General features: G+C 37.4%; 9 protein-coding genes. 6 read left to right on the plus strand and 3 right to left on the minus strand.

Annotated features, from left to right (window positions below; translation table 11 throughout):
• Positions 1-7: 7 nt before the first annotated feature.
• The 6 genes from J7604_RS22745 (at position 8) to J7604_RS22770 (ending at position 16778) form a co-directional block, all read left to right on the plus strand.
• Positions 8-12094 (plus strand): RHS repeat-associated core domain-containing protein, encoded by a 12087-nt coding sequence (locus tag J7604_RS22745; RefSeq protein WP_293901389.1) that lies wholly within the window; start codon positions 8-10, stop codon positions 12092-12094.
• The gene (locus J7604_RS22750) at positions 12091-12798 is read left to right on the plus strand and encodes a hypothetical protein (protein WP_293901392.1); all 708 of its coding nucleotides are present in this window, start codon (positions 12091-12093) and stop codon (positions 12796-12798) included. Before J7604_RS22745 ends, J7604_RS22750 begins: the two co-directional genes overlap by 4 nt.
• 496 nt (positions 12799-13294) lie before the next feature.
• Positions 13295-13915 carry a hypothetical protein gene (locus tag J7604_RS22755; protein ID WP_293901395.1) on the plus strand — a complete coding sequence of 207 codons (621 nt, stop codon included), beginning with the start codon at positions 13295-13297 and terminating at the stop codon, positions 13913-13915.
• 380 nt (positions 13916-14295) lie between these two features.
• A complete protein-coding gene (locus J7604_RS22760; RefSeq protein ID WP_293901398.1) occupies positions 14296-14757 on the plus strand; it encodes a hypothetical protein in 462 nt (153 codons plus the stop codon).
• A gap of 676 nt (positions 14758-15433) precedes the next feature.
• Positions 15434-15940 carry a hypothetical protein gene (locus J7604_RS22765; RefSeq protein ID WP_293901401.1) on the plus strand — a complete coding sequence of 169 codons (507 nt, stop codon included), beginning with the start codon at positions 15434-15436 and terminating at the stop codon, positions 15938-15940.
• 256 nt (positions 15941-16196) lie between these two features.
• Positions 16197-16778 carry an SMI1/KNR4 family protein gene (locus J7604_RS22770; protein WP_293901404.1) on the plus strand — a complete coding sequence of 194 codons (582 nt, stop codon included), beginning with the start codon at positions 16197-16199 and terminating at the stop codon, positions 16776-16778.
• A 309-nt stretch (positions 16779-17087) separates the two neighbouring features.
• On the opposite strand, the gene J7604_RS22775 is transcribed toward J7604_RS22770, so the two are convergent.
• From J7604_RS22775 to J7604_RS22785, 3 genes are read right to left on the minus strand one after another with little or no spacing between them, the layout of a single operon-like run.
• Positions 17088-17297: a DUF2945 domain-containing protein gene (locus tag J7604_RS22775; RefSeq protein WP_293901407.1), complete on the minus strand. Its 210-nt coding sequence runs from the start codon at positions 17295-17297 to the stop codon at positions 17088-17090.
• A 15-nt stretch (positions 17298-17312) separates the two neighbouring features.
• The gene (locus J7604_RS22780; protein ID WP_293901410.1) at positions 17313-17855 is read right to left on the minus strand and encodes a DUF488 family protein; all 543 of its coding nucleotides are present in this window, start codon (positions 17853-17855) and stop codon (positions 17313-17315) included.
• Between the two features lie 49 nt (positions 17856-17904).
• Positions 17905-18591: an SMUG2 DNA glycosylase family protein gene (locus tag J7604_RS22785; protein WP_293901413.1), complete on the minus strand. Its 687-nt coding sequence runs from the start codon at positions 18589-18591 to the stop codon at positions 17905-17907.
• Positions 18592-19043 lie beyond the last annotated feature (452 nt).

The raw sequence follows: 19043 nt of genomic DNA on the forward strand, positions 1-19043 counted from the left end.
TTTAGAGATGAAAAGCTTAAGAATACTTTTGGGACTCATTTTTGCAAGTTTTGTGGCCTATTCACAAAATTGCAATATTACAATAGTACCTACTGGAGTCACCTGTTTTGGAGGAAAGGATGGCAAAGCAGAAATCTACAAAGATGGTAAGCTAGTTGTACTGGATAATGGTGGAACATGTGTAACACCGGAAATATCATCTTATTCATGCGGTACTCCTGTTGCTGGGTCTATTGTAAGTAGCGCAACCAGCGGTTTGGTCGAAATTCCGGATGGCAAAACATTATATCTGACTTCTCCCTCCTTTAACGGAAGTATCAGGTTTCTGGGAACTAACACTCTTGTAGTTTGCGGGGGAGCGACAATCACAAATTTTGAAATGAATAATAATTCCAAACCGATAACAATTATTGTTAACGGTCAAGCGACGCTTACAAGTCCAAATATCAATCTTGATTATCAGAGTGTGCTTAAGAATTATGGAAACCTTTCTATAACCAATACCATTGGATTTAATGGAAAGCTTTATAATCATGGTGTTCTTACAGCAACTCAGACTCTAAACATCAACGCCAATACAGGCCAGTTTTATAATGCTGGAAGAGTTCAGGTAGGCGGAACATTTAATAATTATAATACTGCAACAAACGGAGGTACAATGGAAATAACCGGGGACTTTAACAATAACGGAGGCTCCGGATTTATAAATCTTTGCAAGATCAATGTTGGAAACAGCTTTTCAAATTCTACTACTATCGAAAACTATGGTAAAATTGCAATAGGAAACTTGACCAATATCACTGGGGGGAAGCTGTATAAAGGTTATTCAAATAGTTTGCTTTCAACGAAAGATTTAACTGTAGATGGTGTTATTGACGGAGTGGGAACTACCTGCGCAGCTGTTAAAGTTTCAAGAACCACAACTATCAATGGATCTGGGGTGGTGAAAGGATTAACTGATCTTTGTGATGCAAATGGCATAGAAACTGTCAGCGCAGGAACTATACAGGGCGGAGCAACTACCAATTGCAGCTGTAATGCTACAGGAGCTGGTTCCGGTGTCTCAGGAACGATTACTTGGAGCTCAGGAACTCCTATGTTAGGAGGCAGTACTGTAACAGGACTTGCAGCTAACACTTATAATGTTTCTGTTAATCTTATCGGATGTAATGCTGTTAACCAGCAATTTACAATTCCGACACCTAACAAAATAATGGCCACTGTTTCTGTTAATGGAGGAACAGCTACAGTGAGCACTCCAACAGGAGGTAATCAGGGACAATTCTATTATGACTGGAAACTGGCGTCGTCAACCGAAATTACTACAACTACTACAGGAAGCAAATTTTTTTCCACTCCTGGTAATTATACCGTAACTGTAAGAGACAGCAAAGGATGTACAGGAGATCCATTACCTTTTACAATTGTAGGACAAGGTACTACCTGTAATTTTACTGTAGTTACAACTCCTGTAACTTGTTATGGAGGCAATGATGGAAAAGTGGTAGTTTATAAAGATGGTGTACCTCTTGATGTACCTGTAAATCAAGGAGGAGGTAGCGGAGGTAGCTCTGATCTCCCTACAGGAAATCCTGGAAGCTGTATGTCACAGGCTGTATCTACCTATTCATGTTCTTCTATTCCATCAGGTGCTGTCAATTTTAATCAAAGTTCCGGAACTGTTTCAATAGCAGCAGGACAGACTGTCTATATTACTTCACCTTCCTTTACCGGAGACCTTTCTGTCGCTGGTGGAACATTGATCGTATGCGGAAATGCTACTATTCAGAATTTTAACTATTCCGGAACTCCTGGAGCTTTTACTCTTATAGTTAATGGAACAGCAAAGTTAAATGCCCCTAACCTTAATTTGCTTGCTAACAGTACTGTAAAGAACTATGGTATTCTTACTACCAGCAGCATTGGCTTTAATGGTGCACTCGAAAACCATGGTACAATAACAGTTAACGGAGACCTTAGCTTTAATACTTCTTCAAATTCCTATCTTAACACAGGTACTATTACAGTAACAGGTAATTTTAATAACAAATTTACTACCATTAATGGAGGTACATTTAACGTTAAAGGAATCTTTAATAACAATGAACCAACATCTCTATTCAGAAACTACTGCAAGTTGTTTGTAGACGGTAGTCTGAATAATAATAAAGATATCGAGAATAAGGGATATATCATTGTCGCTACTTCTACCACTACATTTAACAGTAATTCTGTTTATAAAGGTTATGCTGGAAGTGTGCTATATACATTGAATTTTATCAACAATGGTTTAATCGATGGATTGGAAAGCTGTGCATCTATAAGAGTAAAACAGAATACCAACCTTACCGGAAGTTCTATTATAAAGGGAAATACGTATCTTTGCGACGCTAATGGGGTTGAAACTGGCTCTGGTCAGATCCTCTCACCAGCAGCTTTAAACTGCAGCTGTGGTGGAACTTCAACAACAACTTCCACTAGCCCTGTTGTTTGGACAGGATATCCGAACGTAACTGGAAATACCAATAGCAATCTCTCTGCAGGAACCAACACAGTTATCATAAACTGGCCTGGTTGTAGTCAATCAACACTTACTTATACTATATCTCAGCCAACAACAGGAATAACAGCCACTGTTTCTGTTAATGGTGGTACGGCAACTGTTTCAACCCCAAGCGGAGGAAACGGAGGCCAATATAAATACAAATGGTCAGATGGAACTATAACTAACGTAGGTTCACGAAACTATACGACTAAAGGTAACTATAGCGTAAGAGTACTGGATTCTAAAAGCTGTGAAGGTCCGGAATTGCCATTCTCTATTACCAACATAGTTGAAACAGAATGTAATATTATAGTAAGTTATCAGACAAATGAAAAAGTTCTGATCAAAATAGAATGTCCAGATACTTCATGTAAATATAGAATAAAGACAAGTGACGGAAATCTTTTGCCATATGCAAGTCTTATTAACCGTCCATGCAAAGATTCCGTTATCACTTCTGTAAATTGCAATGGTGATATTATTCAGACGGGAATCAAAGGAAGTGGCAGATGTGTACCTTTCTGTAACCCTGCAACGGATCCGAATTGTCCTTGTAATCTCGCAACCGATCCTGGATGTAGCCCACAATGCAACCCTACAGTTGATCCTGACTGTCCATGTCTGGCAGGTCTTGATCCTAACTGCCAGTTCGGATGTGATGTGACAGATCCTCTGAATTGTCCATGTGATCCGAACTCTGGAAACTGTCCTCCATGTGACCCTTCCAAAGATGCGGGATGTCCGACCTTGGGTGTCACTTACCAGGCTTTCCCAGAAAAATGCGGTACCAAACCATATGTTGTGCTTACTGTTACCGGCGGAAGTGGTAATTATACAGTAGTCAATAAAAATAATAAAGATTCGAGGGGTGGAGGTGCTTCTCCGATAACCATGTATAATATGGCAGAAGGAGAGTCTGAGCTGTCTATTACAGACAATGTAAGCAAAACTTTCAGGGATATCATCGTAAAGGTTGATCCTGCACCTAAAAGCACTATGAGCATTTCTACGAGCGCAAATGCCGGTAGTGAATGTAAAAACCAGCTTTCAATAAATATAACCAATGCAGTTTCCGGTCCATATAAATTAGATCTGGGATGTTGTATTCCCAGCTCACTTGAAAATCTGACAGCAACTTCTGGAAGTCTTCAGCTTGGGCCATATACTATCCCGAATAATATAGGTGATGGACCGTTCATGGTTAAAATTACCGATTCATATTGTAATACTTACAGTGATCTTGTAACTCCATGCAATATTGTATGTAATACACCGGAGTCTAATAATTATCAGCCTCAGTTTACCAAAGTAAAGCCTAGCTATAAAGGTAAAACAGACGGCAGCATAACCCTTACCAATCTTCCTGCAAATGTTACGGCTTACTGGACAGGCACAAATATCTATAGCCCTATTCAGGGAGCAACTCTATCATATATAGGTAAAGGTAGCTATTCTCTTCTTTTGGTAAATAATGTAACCAAGTGTACCTATTATTACAGTCCTGCTGATGAAACACTTGAGGATGGCCCGACCAATGCCGTTAGATATACATTGGTAGCGGGATGCAACTATGAAGCAAAATTAAGCAAGGTAAATGAAGATGGCAGCGCCAACGCTACTCCTGTTGCGGAACCTGTTACCTATACCTGGTATAACCCGGCAAATAATAATCCGGTGGGTTCAGGTAAACAAATCAATATTTCAGCAATTGCTTCCTCACTGTCTCTGGATTATCTGAATCTTGTAACCACAGACGGACAAGGAAATACAACTTCATTTACATTCGAAATTCCAAATAGTTGCTTACCTCCGACACTTTGCAATGCAGAGATAAAATACAAGTTAACAGACCCTCTTTGTCATGACGGAACTAACGGAAGCATTACAATTACTTCTATTCCTGCTAATTATTATATTGTCTGGTCAGATCCTGCTCTTCAGGCAACAGGTGCAAATGCAGCAACAAAATCCGGATTAAAAGGAGGCAGATATAGCTTGTCTGTTATTCCAAATAGTTCAACCTGTAAAAAAGAAACCGTAGATATCATATTGGATAATCCTGCATCTTTGGAAATATCCAAGGAAGATATTTCTACAGGTGGGGTTAAGATAATTGTGTCTAAAGGCAAAAAGGATTATCACATTGTATGGACGGATAACAATCAGGATATTGCTGAAAGAACTGACCTTGTTCCTGGTACTACTTATACGGTTAATGTCACAGATGCCAATAACTGTCCTGGAACATTTACATTTGTTTACAATCCATGTGCAGTAAGTAAACCTGAGCCTCTGGTAGAATTAAAAGGAACTACAGCTACGGTAATTAACAGTGCCGGACTGGCTCCTTTTACCTATAACTGGAAGGGCGGAGATATCTTTGACAGAAGTCTGAAAAGCCAGGATAAACTTCCTTTTGGAATATATGAAGTAGTGGTGACGGACAGAAGAGGCTGTAAAGACAGTGTAGAGTTTAACTCCAATAAGTGCGGGCAAACAATCAATGTTGCCGTTACCTCTCAGGATACCAGATCGGACCTTTGCAATGGTCAGGCTGTTTTAAGTCTTTCCGGAATAACAAATTATGATGGATACGCCATTCTATGGGATAAAACTCCACTGGAGAACTATTTAAAATATCAGGATCTTGCTGTTCTTAAAAATCAGAGTACAGTAAAATTCCTGAATGCCTGTGCAGGCAAACATACTGTAGCTATTGTAACACCGGAAGGCTGTGTGGTAGAGAGTCCTTTTGAAGTGAAATATACTTCAGTTCCTCCTGTGAACTGCACAGACAGTCCTCTTACTATCACTAACCTTAATGGCACAACTTTTACAAGAACATGTTATTCAGAGTCATTTGATGTGGATTTTTATGTAAGCGGAGGTACCCAAAAGTATACATATGACTGGTCAGTTGTGGAAGAGGGTGGAGCTACAAGAACTTTCACCTCTCAGAATCCAGGTCTTGATAATCCTGATCCGGGAACTTATACAGTGAAAGTAACAGATAAGAATCTTTGTACTGTAACAGGAACATATACAGTAACAGGTCCGTCAAGTGAGCTGACCTTTACTCAACAATCTCAATCCCCAGTTTGTGCAGGAATGAATGGAGCATTAACTCTGAACATTTCCGGAGGAGTTGCTCCATATAAAGTTACTTGGGCTGATGCAACATTTACAACTACCTCAACAGGTATCATAAACAAACAACTTGCAGCTGGGGTGGTTCAAACTTTTACTGTTACTGACAGTAAAAACTGCTCTAAACCAGGAGATGTTTTTATTAATGATACACCGTTTGAAGGAAAGATCTATTATAACAGACTGGAGTTTTGCCCCGGAAAAGACCCTGTGTCTCTGACTGCAGCAAACCTTCCAGCTTATACTTTCCAATGGACAGGTACAGGTATTAATGCCAATAATCAATACGAGTCACAGGTAAAAGTGGGAACAGCTGGTGTTGTAAACCTTGTGTATACTCCGAAACAGGGAAGTACATGTACTTTACCATTTACCAAATCAGTAACAATTTCAGAAAGATCACCTGAAGACTGTAAGCCTTCCAATATCATGTGCGATGTGGTGGATATTGAAGTTCCCGGCGTTATTACTGTCAACCAGTGTAATGTTACAATCAAAAACGTGGATACTTCCAATGTCGAAGCTGCCTACTATGCATATATTCAGGAAGCTAAAAAGAAATTTGTCAATGACTATGTGTCATCTGTTATGGACAGTTTGAAAGAAGAACTTTCCGTTGATTATAGTGACAGTGAGCAACATTATACACTCTATTATTATGATCAGGCCGGAAATCTTGTCAGAACAGTTCCTCCGGCAGGGGTGACTCCTTTAAGCGAAAGTGTTACAGCTGGAATCATCACAGATCTTAAAGATAAAAAAGTGCCTAATGTTTACACAGATCACAACCTGTCTACAACTTATAAATACAACAGTCTGAATCAGCTGATCAGTCAGGATATGCCGGATCACAGCCGTCAGGATCTTTGGGAAACCAATCCTGCACTTACTCTGCCTAACGGTTATAGTGTTGGCGCAATAGATTATGTAACTGCGCAAAAGGGACTTCTTTTTGCAAATACTTCTTCTGAAACAAAATTATATAAGACCACTGATACCGGTAAAGAGTGGACCGCCAATATGGGATTGGAGTTCGGTGATATTCTGGACATCAATACTGTAACAGGTGCTTCACCAGCATATTTTGCAGTAGGTAAGAATGGTCTGTTTATAAAAGGTACCAATAACGGAAGTGAGTGGACATTGTTCTCTTCTCCGACTTCATTAGATCTTATAGATGTATACTTTACTACATCCTCTTCAGGCAGAATAATGGCCTATGACGGTACCATCTGGACGACAACAGACGGAGGGGTGAACTGGTCATCACCTAACTATGCTCTGAAAAACACAAATATCTTATCTATCACTGATGTCTGGAACGAAAATAACCAGATCCTTGTGGCAGGAACAAAAGGAAATCCTGCTGTATCTGTATTGTACATGAGTACAGATGGAGGCAGTATCTTTAATATCCAGGAATTTGGCGCAGGTCCATATGGCGCAATAGCTAATGATGGTGCGAACACGTTCATTACCGGAAACAATGGAGTAATATTAAAGGTGTCAAACGGAAAGTTCAGCGTTTGGACTAGCGGAAATGTACAGAAACAATTCAGGCAGCTTATCGTGAAATCAGGCAATTATACAGCCCTGATGACAGATGCTGGTAATCCGCAAGGGAATGTTTATACTAGTACCGATGGTAAATCATGGACAGCAGTTACTTCCGGTAACGATATCCTCAGAATATCAGATTTGAGCGGGACTTCTGTATCTGCCGTTTCAAATTCCGGTAACTATGGTAATAGCTCAAATTGGAGCAGTTTTGGTACTGTTACAGTCAATAATAACACCACACCTCCAAGTACCACTCAGTTAAATAATATTACAAAGTCAGTGTATATAGCGGGAACACTCTTTACCAACAACGGTACAGCAGTGAGTGATAAAGAAGTCATACTTGCTTCTTCTTTAGCCTACAGAACCGGAACCAATAGCTGGCAGAAAATAGATATTACAGGATATACTGCTTATACGACCAAATCATTGGTTGTCAATGCAACCCATGACTGGTTACTGCTTGGAGGAGATAACAATCTTTACAGAACCAGGCTGAATACCGGAACGGTTCCTAATAATACCCTTATACTGACCAACAGCAACAATGCGGTTGTGACAGGTGTGTATGAAATTTACAAAACCAGCGATGGTATCTATGCACTGAAGACTGATAATACAATTGTAAAACTGACTTTAAACAGTAACGGTACTGTTACTCCTGTTAATCAATTTACGCTGCCATCTGGAGTTAATGTTTACATGCTTTCTGATCTGATGTTTACATCAGTTACAGGTGGAGTAGATGCACTGGCGACCTTCAATGACGGATCTGCTTATCAGAGACTTGCGGGAGGAAGCTGGGTGAACAAAGCATTTGCAGTTCAACCGACTAATCTTCTTACTTCTACTTCATCCGGAAACCTGACCATGTATACCGGTGGAGACAATAGCGAATTGTTTAAGAAAGCAAGTCAGGATAATAACAACTTCCAGTGGACTTATCAGAAGGTGATCAGTACTAACACTGTGAAGATCAAAGATGCTTACCTGGATGCAGGGACACTTCGTCTGGCAACAGACGCAGGTATGAAAACCTATAATACTTCCACATTTGCCCTTACTGATGAAACGGGAGTAAGCGGAACCATCAATGAGGCATATAGCAATGTAGCTGTAACGGAAACAGGAGGCATTTATGTAAGAAATAGCAGTGGTACATGGCAGGGAACTAACCCTGATCCTTTAAATGCACCGATAAGAGAAGTGTCTGTTAACCTGGCTGCAGGAACGAAAAACATCTACTACTACCAGGGAGGTGGATGGAGCAAAGCCCTTCCGATAAAAGTACAGCCAATAACAGCAATGGCTCAAGGCAACAAACTTATAGCTGTTGGTAATCAGGGAACAGTATTAGTGTCTTCGGACCTTGGTGAAACCTGGCAGCCTAAGCCTGTCGGATCTACCCAAAATCTGAGTGCAATAGCTTCTTTAGGAGATAAGGCAATAGCCGGCTCTTTAAATGGAAGTATCTTCTACAGCAATAACGCAGGAAACACCTGGACGACCGTTTCAACTCCTCCGGGTACAGGAGAAGTACGCTCAATAGTGATCACAGCAGGTACAAAAGTGTGGATTGTAAAAGGCAAGAATCTGTTGTACAGCAGCGATATGAGCAATTACAGCATTGCGTTGACTGCCACCGAAGAGTTATACGGCGTGCATGTGGATGCCGACGGATACGGCTATGTGGTAGGTAACGGAGGAACCGCATACAGATTACAGCCTGCTGGAACCTTTACAAGCAGCCAGAAGATTCAGGCAAGCTGCAGCACTCCGGCCACAGAACCTTCTAATTTACTTGCAGGAAGTCTTTCTTACCTAAAGATCTGTAATGATGCAGATATTACAGATGATAAAGGAACCGGAATGCCGGGAAGACCATTACGTAGTGTAAGTTTTACAGACAGACTTACAGGATACATAACAGGTACATCAGGATTGGTTCTGAAAACTGTAGATGGCGGTTATCGCTGGATGCCGGAAGGTACAGGAGCCGGATCTCAAACTCCGATCGTCGCTCTGGCAGATGCGCAGAACGGAACGTTGGTGAATGGAAACGGAGAAGTTAAGAGCCTGAGAGATCGAGCACAGCAACTTGGATCAAGATTCTGGTATGATGAGCTGGGCAGACTGGTATTAAGCCAGAACAGCAAACAGTATAACATTGAAAATTACCTGAATGAAAAACAATATGAAGGTGTTACGGAAGCTTTAAATGCAATTTCTTCTTCAACAGAAAAGGCCAGAGCATATAGCTATACATTATACGATAAGATAGGCCGTATAGTAGAGGTTGGTGAATTGATCACAAAGGCAACCTTTAGCACACCTAAACATGAGTCTCAGGTTGAATACAATGCTATAGAATTAACCTTCCTGACAAGTGGTGTTAAACAACAGATCACATCTACCTACTATGATGAGGTAGTATTTGAAGACATTCTTCAGGGCTTTGAACAGCAAAACCTGAGACCGAGAGTAACTTCTGTAACTTATTCTGATAAGGATATTACAGATGAAAATGGTCTGAGAGTGTATGACAGAGCAACACATTATTCCTATGATATTCATGGTAATGTCAAAACACTGGTTCAGGAGATAAAATCCGGAGGTACACAGACGACCAAACGTATGGATTATGAGTATGATCTTGTTTCAGGAAAAGTAAACTACGTTTATTATCAGAAAGGGCAGAGTGATCAGCTGATTCATAAATATGAATATGATGGAGATAACAGAATTACTCAGGTATCTACAAGCACTGACGGTGTAAACTGGGTAAAAGAAGCCGAGTACGATTATTATGCCCATGGTCCTCTTGCTCAGGCAAAGATCGGAAGGAACAATGCTGAGATTCAGACTTATGCCTATACGCTTCAGGGCTGGATTAAAGGGGTAAAGGGGGATCAGTTCAGCTACGCTCTTGGCTACTATGATCAGAATGGTAAGAAAGATTATGCTGCTATCGGAGGAGGTGCTCAGGGATTGCAGTCAACTCCTGTAGCTTTAAATGATCAGGGTAAAAATACCAGCTTGTACAATGGCAATATTGCTACCTGGACAAGTCTGAACAAGGAAGTGAATTATTCGACTGTCGGTGGACAGCGCGTTTATCAGGCCTGGACACAACAATTTGAATATGATCAGCTGAACAGGATCAAATCCGGTAAGAGCTTGGGTAGTGATGCTTATAAAAATACCTATGCTTATGATGCCAATGGCAACATCACAAGCTTGAACAGGTATAATGAAAGTGGCGTTCAGTTTGATCAGTTAAGCTATAACTATGAAAACAAAAAAGCCGGTTATCTGGCCAATACCAATAAACTGAGATCGGTTTCAGATCTGCCGTCAATGACTGGTGTTCATACTTCTGATATAGACAACCAGGGAACGGATAACTATGTATATGATGAGATAGGCAACCTGAATAAAGACGTTCAGGAGCAGATCCAAAACATAGAATGGACAGTTTATGGAAAAATTAAATCTGTAACAAGGGATGCAGGAAGCTCTAAAGCAAATCTGAGCTTTGAGTACGATGCTTCAGGAAACAGGACTGTTAAAATCGTTACAGACGAGGATGGAAATGTCACAAAAACTTTCTATATTCGTGATGCACAGGGAAATGTCATGAGTACTTATGAAATTCCCTCAGCAGGTTCTTTAACATTAGATGAACAATACATCTACGGCAGCTCTAGGTTGGGAGTATTGCGCAATGAAAGGCGTTCTTATGAATTGACTGACCATTTGGGCAACGTAAGATCTGTAATAGGAGAGCTAAAAGATGCGAATAACCAAATAGAGGTCGTTTCAGCTATGGATTATTATCCATTCGGGATGATCGCTAAGTCATTTAACTCCAATAACTATAGGTACGGGTTTAATGGCATGGAAAAGGATGATGAGCTTGATAACTATACTACTGAGTTCCGTCAATATGATCCAAGAATTGCAAAATGGTTAAGTGCCGATCCCCGCTCTAATGAAATGCCATGGCTAAGCCCATATGTGGCATTTGATAATAAGCCTACCTTTAGAAATGACCCTCAGGGTGATTGCCCGACATGCGGAGCCGCAGCGGCAGGAGCTGTTGTTGGTGCAATGATGGAAATGATATTGCAGGTAGGTACCCATATGTACGATGGGCATGATGTAAAAACTGCAATTTCCATGATTAACTACGCTGATGTTATAAAAGAATCAGGTATAGGTGCTCTTGCAGGATTGTCTGGCTTCGGAGCTGCTAAGCACATGAAGAAGGCAATGGCAGTTATTAATAGCCCCGCAGGTAGAGCAGTTGCAATTTTCTTAGCTGAACAAGCAGTTGATTTTGCGGTTTCCAAACTGGCAGAATGGGGATATGAGACTTCAGGAATGGAGGCTTCCATGTATGCGACTCTGGGATATTTTCCTAAGAGTAATCAGGAAATTGGAGCTATTGGAGAGAAGGAAACTCATAAGGAGTTAAATGAAAAGTATAAAGGGCAAAAAGTCAAAATTGCAGAACAGGTAGAAGGGCAGTTTCAGGATGGAGCAAAAACGATCTTTGATTTTGTTGTCGTTGATGAAAAAACAGGTAATGTCTTAGAGGTTGTAGAAAGTAAGACTAATGGTAGCAAATTGAAACCCAATCAAAAAAGATTTTATACCGGAGGTGAAGCAGTTACATTTGTTGGTACTAAGGCGAAAGAGTTCAAGATTGAAAAGAAGGTTATTAGTTCAAGCAATACATTTGCCAGTATTTATAGACGAACAGTGAATAGGTATACTGGAACAGCTTCTGCAAGTACAATTAAAGGAGCATTCAGTAAAATAATTAAAAAATTGAAATGATGAGTAAAAAAAAGATCGAAGAAGACTTTCTAGGTTATTTGATACCATTGATTGAAAAAGAAGGTTTTCTCTTGGTTAAAAAGCAGTTAACAGGATCAGAGCATTTAGTGGTCTTTGAAAAACAAGAAGGTAATGTTAGATATGTATGGAGTTTATACTTTTTGAAATATGGTAGAGTCGATGTTTTTTTTAAAGTATATTTCAATGAAACTACATTGCTGTTAAAAAATTCTGATACTCATAAAGTTTTTGATAGTGAAATATTCTTGGTTGATCTAAGGACATATACCAATCCTGCTAATAAAGGCGATTATTCTAGTGAGGGTAGTTTGTATGAAACACCTCATAGCAATGATTTAATGAATGGAATTAATATTGAAGATGCTGCTAAAGGGGTATTTATGGCATTCTTTAAGATGCCAATTCCTAAGCTTACTGAGAGGTTAGGTTCTTTAGAGAAAGCAGATAAATTGTTAAATAATGAACCCACTGTTGAGTTTAATAATAAAGACTTCAATGTGTTAATTTATTCTGCAACAGGAGTCTCTCAATTGTTGTCATCTTTATTAGTTGCCAAAGCGACTAATAATCCGAGTTTACCCATACTTGGGCGAATTTATATGGATTTTATTAATACTATTAATCCGGATGGAAGACCTGATATAGTAGCTTTAAAAGAGATTATACCCTCTTTAATAGTTTAAATTACTATTTCCACAAGTAGTGCTTTAATACAAAGAAGTCAATGGAAAGAACGAGAACATAGATAAAATCGTTAATTGAAATATCCATAGTAAGAAGGTGTCAGAGTTGAAAGACTGGCACCTTTTTTTGTTGGAGTCGGTTACAAAATCGGATACAAAGGCTGTGGGAGGATGTAGTAAGTTATTGAGAAATAACCTGTAATCTTAGCAGGTTCGAATCCATACTGGATCATATAAAGGTAGGAGGTTATGTTTTTGAAGGGTTTAATTATTCAGTAACTTAGGGGTGGTGGGTTCAAATCCCTCCACCCATTAATTTCGATTCTTGTCTTCATATATGAAAGTTATAAACTTGCATATATTTGTAGGATTAAGTCACAGACTTAATCCAGAAGGGGGTAAAAAGGGAAAACCACCATACCAAGTTGTAAAAGACTGGCAGATATGGTATAACCAGGGAGTCTCAAATCAACCATTCACCAAGTAGTAAATTCGAATGAAAAAAAATATTATCTTATTTTTGTCATTGTTATTGAGTGCTTGTATTACCAGAAAGCTGGGTATTGAAGGTACCTACCGATACAATGGAGCATATGGAATTGCGTACGAAATAGAACTTCATTCCAATGAAAAGTTTATATATAATTGGGTGAATGGTCTGAATAAAGGCACTATAATTGGAAGCTGGGAGAAAGAAGATAATAACATTGTTATAAATGGAGGGAGCAGACCGGAAAAGAAAATAGATGTTCATGAGGATTCTTTATTAGATAAGGACAGTGTTTATATTGAAGTAACAAATTTAGATGGTAATCCACTTGGGTTAGCTAATATTGTTCTAAATGACGAGCGGATAATTATTACTGATATGGAAGGGAAAGTATCCATAAAAAAGGAGCAGATTAGGAATATCAAAATCAACTATCAAACGTTTGAAATTCCTAAATATCAAGTTAAAGATTTTTCTTCAAATCATTTTAGAATTAAGGTTTCTGTGGAATCTACACCTGAGATTTATTTTGATAATACAAAAGTCAAAGTGAAAGGGTCAAAATTAATTATGCAAGGTAATTTATTAACCGGGGGAAAGACTGTCACTTTAAAAGGAAAGAAGTAGAATGATATTAAGATAAACCTCAAAGGATAATAGTGAATCATACTCTCGTGTGGCTTGTGCCTAAAAATTAGAGCTGTTCATAACTGGCGGAAAAATTTAAAATGCTAAATAAAGATCCATAGTAAGAGGGTGTCAGAGTTTAAATACTGGCACCTTTTTTATTGTTATTCGGTTACAAAATGAATTACAAAGGTTGTAGGAGGATGTAGTAAGTTGTTGAGAAATTACCTGTAATCTCAGCAGGTTCGAGTCCATACATGATCATATAAAGGTAGGAAGAAGTATTTTTGAAAGACTTAATTATTCAGTAACTTAAAGATCATAAGTTCAAATTCCGCCATCTTTTATTATATGCAAATTTTCCCAACATTTAAATTTTGATGAAAAAGGCAATTGTGCTTCTTTTAGTATTAAGTCAAATGTTTTCCTGTACTAATGAGAAAATAAAAGTAGTTGATTTTGGTAAGTATATGGTATCACTTGAAAATTATAAACGTGTAGATGCGAATCAGTCAAAAAATCTCAATAGTGTTGCAGAAGACAGTATTAGGTTTAAATACTTTTTTGCTCCGGAACCAATCGATACTGTGATTGACCTTCAAAATGGAGAGTATTTTCATTTCAAATGTACTCCTGACGATTTGCATTATGACTATCAGTTAATTAAAGCTGAAAAGTATTATTATCTAATTAAATCATTCTTTCAATCAGGAGGCTTTGAGGTTACAAAGTTTGATAAAAAAATGAATAAACTATATCAAAAAAAATATTCAACAATAATTCCGAATGTTAATCTATGGAGGAATACCTTTCAAATTAAAGTTTCTTCTTATGATAATTAGCTAATTATAAGAACAACAGAATCCTGTGGGACTGTTAATATGCTTATAGATGCTCTAACTTGTCAAGTTTTATTTGAGGATAAAATTAATATGGAATGCAAAGGCATAGGCGGTAGCAATTAGTAGCATCGCATGTACAAATCTTACCATAAATAACATTTCGATATAGAAAAGGTGATGATGATATATAGAGGTTAAAGATAGTTATTAAAGTAAGCTCGAAGGACAGCTCTTTTTAAAAAATTATAAGAGGAAAAAGTATCTCGAAGAAGTAACTTAACACTTCGGACAGATACTTTTTCTGTTTTGTTCTAGCCACTGATAAGGATGGCAATGTCACAAAAACTTTCTATATTCAAGACGCTCAGGGAAATGTCATGAGTACTTATGAAATCCGATCAGCAGGTTCTTTAACATTAGTTGAACGGCAGCTCAAGACTGGGAGTATTGTGCAATGAAAAGCGTTCTTATGAATTGACCGACCATTTGGGTACCTAAGGTCTGTAGTTGGAGAGCTAAAAGATGCAAATAACCAAATAGAAGTAATTTCAGCTACATATTACTATCTGTTCGGGATGATCTCTAAAGCTTACAATTCCAACAGTTATAGGGATGTTTTAAACGGTAAGGAAAGAGGTAATGAAAATATTTATAATTATGAGTTAATAAAAAAATTATGATTGTTTTATTAAATATTTTTTTCTTGCTTTTTTCAATTAAGCAAGAAAAGGAGAAATTAGATGTTTGTCTTTTTCTTCATAAAAAAGCTTCTGTAGTCTCATTCAATATACCTGATACAAAAGCTACTAAAAGTGATAAGATTATAGGTAATCTAGAGCAGGATATTAAAAAGAATTTTGAGTTTAATGCTCAGGTTATACATATCAATGAGTACAATCTAAGGGGAATAGGTTTTGCAGAAGTTTTTTTTGTAAATAATACATGTGATACTGCTTCGATATTTTTTATTCGGTACAATAAAACGAACCTAATAATCCATAGTGATTCCTATAAAACTGATAATAATGATTTACGTGTTCTTTCTAAGAAGAATACTATAAATATATATCGTAAAATAAAATTCAGAAATAAGAATGTAACTGTCAACTTTAATTTTGATGTTAAAAATTGTCAGCTTAATTCTTTTATAGATGATGGGTTAAGTATATGGGAATCCAATTAGTGCTTTATATTAAAGTAAAAATGTTAATAGTTATGACATTGAAAATAGTGACTGGTGATAGTAGATAACTTCCACAATCTTTCCCTAAATAACTTATAAATTAGATCCTGTTTATAACTGGCGAAGTAGCTTAAAGTACTCAATAAAGATCCATAGTAAGAGGGTGTCAGAGGTGAAATACTGGCACCTTTTTTTGCTAGTTCAATAAAGAAACCTGATCACAGCAGCCACAAGTTACAAGGTAAATAGAAGTTTTATGAGCATTGTTAATTTATTTCGTTATTTAAAAGATATAAATCACCCTGCGTTATCAAATATGAAGGATGGACTAAGGGATGATGAAATTCAGAACTTAGAGAATCAGTTCAATATAAGTTTGCCTGAAGGTTTAAAAGCAGCTTATAGAATTTATAATGGAGGTAAGATGGAAGATAAAACTATTGGGGAATTATCTGTCTTTCCTAATGGAATTCTTCTTCCTTTAGAAGAAGCGTTGATGACATACAATTATAATAAAACTGATAACTATTGGCCGGGTACTTATTTTCCAATATTTACAAGTGGCGGGGGAGATTATCTGCTTGTTCAACTTGGCCCTTATGACGATTTAAATCGTATTTATTTTTATTCTCCTTCCAATGTTGACTTTGAAACCATTATATCATTTTATGATGATCTAAATACTATGACGGATTCTATTATAAAATGCTATGAAACTGAGGTTTATTTTGTAAAAGATGGAATGTCAGATTGGTCTTTAGAACCTTTGAATCAGGCCAAAATTTGCAAAGAATTAAATCCTCGTTCTGAATATTGGAAAATCTTTATTAGTAACTAACAGCAATTAAAGCATTTACTAATGATGCATGGTAAGGTGGGCAGAGTTTAAAGACTCCACCTTTTTTATTATGTTAGGTACATTGCTAAAATCTATAGGAGGCTTTAGTAAGTTGTTGAGAAAAATAGCCACTTCAAGAGAAAGCAAGTCTGGACAGGTCTAGAAATCCCTTAAAGTTTGATTAAGTTTTTTCTTCTGTAAAAAGCAGTTAAAGCGTTATATTGCTTAGTAAAATGAGGTGCTAAGTACTTTTAATGCAATCCGGAAATTGCTATTTAAAGTTGTTTCCAAATCTAAGCAGCATATTTTTTATTCTTTGGTAAGCGCTGTCCCCTTATGCGCCGCTATATGTCCCGTTTTACTGCTTTTAATTTCGTATTGAGGATCATCTTTCGAGGCGTGATGGGTATAGCCTTTGAAATCAAAATCTTTATTATGAACTTTTACAATGGTTCCGGAAACCCTTCCTGCTTCAGAGTTCCAGCTTACTTTTTCGCCTATTTTAAATTGTGTTGCCATAAAACAATAATTTAATTAAAACAAAGTTGCATCGGCATAAGAAACATGACCTTCTGTCACTATTGCGGGGGATGTATAAGGATGTTCCTGAACTTTTCCTGCTGCCATTATATGCAATACAGTCCAACCTTTTGCTTTCAGATAATCAGATATCAATGATCGATGACAACTCCACCATACTGATTCGGAACACATATAAGCTGTGGGTTGTTTCAATCCAAAGAATTCCAGTTCTGTTACTGCAATTTTAAAATCTTCCGTTTCCATATAGTCTGCATAACCACGAAAAGATTCATTGCGCCAACGGTTGTTTTTCGAGTCTTTTCTCATTTTTCTTCTTCCGCCTAAATCTTCCATATGGACATAATTTATCCCATTTTTATCTAAAGAAATTTTCAGATTTTCTTTATTAAAATAAGGGAACTTGCGAGATCCGGGAAAACGACGTACATCCGCGAGAACTTTAATGTCAAAGGATTTCAAAATGCCAATAAACTCTTCTAGGCTATGATTGGAATGCCCAATGGTATAAATAATATGTTTTTCTGATGCCTTCATTTCCAATCTCTCTTCTATTAAAGAAATAAAAATAGAGGAGTATAGTTCATTAACTTTTCAATGCATGAATATATTTGTTGATATACAAATCCTTTTGTTTCGATTTATACTGTTGGATAAAACGTGGGTGTTCAAGAACTTTTATACAATCAAATAGCTTTGCTTCTTTGTTCAGCAAATTTATATATTCTGCATTTTTCTTTCCCAATACAAATACTTTAGAAGTATCTAATCCCAGGCTGATATGCTTTTGCAAAGACTGGATCATAAAATTTTTGACCAATTCAAAAAGAGCAGAATCATCATAGTAATTTGCATTAAGCCATTTGTCCTTTGTTTGTCTAATTATTGCTAAAGGAAAAGGAGAATTGATATAATAGTCTTTGTAAAAGGCTGCAGCGCCACCATATTCTGTGATCATTTCGTACATGAATACAGATGATATTTCATGCGTGTAGGCAGATTTCATCTCTATCCCGCAAACCTTTTCCAGCCTCTTTGTATCCGTAAATGGGACACCTGTTACACCAGCTCCATGTCTGCTGGGATTGATTCCTATGATAAATTTGCGTGTCTTTAGGTCGTTATAATACTTATAATAAAATTTCTTCATAACCTCCATTGTTTCAGGATTATCCAGATAGGGATTCATTACCTGAAAACCTTCTGGAAGTTCACCCATATATTGTAAATGACGATTGAAATCAACTACTTTATCTGCGAAGGTTGCTGGCATAAAAAATTTCGATTATTAGGTTTTAATTAAAACGTATACAAACGTCATATATGCGTATGAAGAAGTCTCATTTGTTTCTAAAAAGGTTGAATGGCATATCGCTTATGACAGAATTATACTCAGGGTCGTGGGTTCAAATTCCGTCACCCTTTAACATATTTTACTATCTAATAAGTTTGAACCAAGGCATTTTAATTGATCTTTATTGTAATTAATTACTTTCAATTGAACCTATAAGCGGCTCAAGCAGACTGTCTATTCATAAAGTTATACAATAAAAATTTTACGTATATTGCTATTTAGGAAACCATTAAGAAAAACGAAAACCCGAAAGAACGCTCAAATTTTTCCCATTTTAATTAATTGGATTAATGCTTTAGTTCTCTTTTGCTTATCAGACCGGGCCTTGAGGAAATTGCGTTAAGAAATTTCAGTGAGTGAAGCGGCCAAAA

Origin of the sequence: Sporocytophaga sp., from assembly GCF_017745095.1 — a bacterium.
GTDB lineage: Bacteria > Bacteroidota > Bacteroidia > Cytophagales > Cytophagaceae > Sporocytophaga.

Coding starts and splice junctions, on each gene's coding strand:
- J7604_RS22745 (WP_293901389.1), top strand. CDS start 8: ATGAAAAGCTTAAGAATACTTTTGGGACTCATTTTTGCAAGTTTTGTG.
- J7604_RS22750 (WP_293901392.1), top strand. CDS start 12,091: ATGATGAGTAAAAAAAAGATCGAAGAAGACTTTCTAGGTTATTTGATA.
- J7604_RS22755 (WP_293901395.1), top strand. CDS start 13,295: ATGAAAAAAAATATTATCTTATTTTTGTCATTGTTATTGAGTGCTTGT.
- J7604_RS22760 (WP_293901398.1), top strand. CDS start 14,296: ATGAAAAAGGCAATTGTGCTTCTTTTAGTATTAAGTCAAATGTTTTCC.
- J7604_RS22765 (WP_293901401.1), top strand. CDS start 15,434: ATGATTGTTTTATTAAATATTTTTTTCTTGCTTTTTTCAATTAAGCAA.
- J7604_RS22770 (WP_293901404.1), top strand. CDS start 16,197: ATGAGCATTGTTAATTTATTTCGTTATTTAAAAGATATAAATCACCCT.
- J7604_RS22775 (WP_293901407.1), bottom strand. CDS start 17,297: ATGGCAACACAATTTAAAATAGGCGAAAAAGTAAGCTGGAACTCTGAA.
- J7604_RS22780 (WP_293901410.1), bottom strand. CDS start 17,855: ATGAAGGCATCAGAAAAACATATTATTTATACCATTGGGCATTCCAAT.
- J7604_RS22785 (WP_293901413.1), bottom strand. CDS start 18,591: ATGCCAGCAACCTTCGCAGATAAAGTAGTTGATTTCAATCGTCATTTA.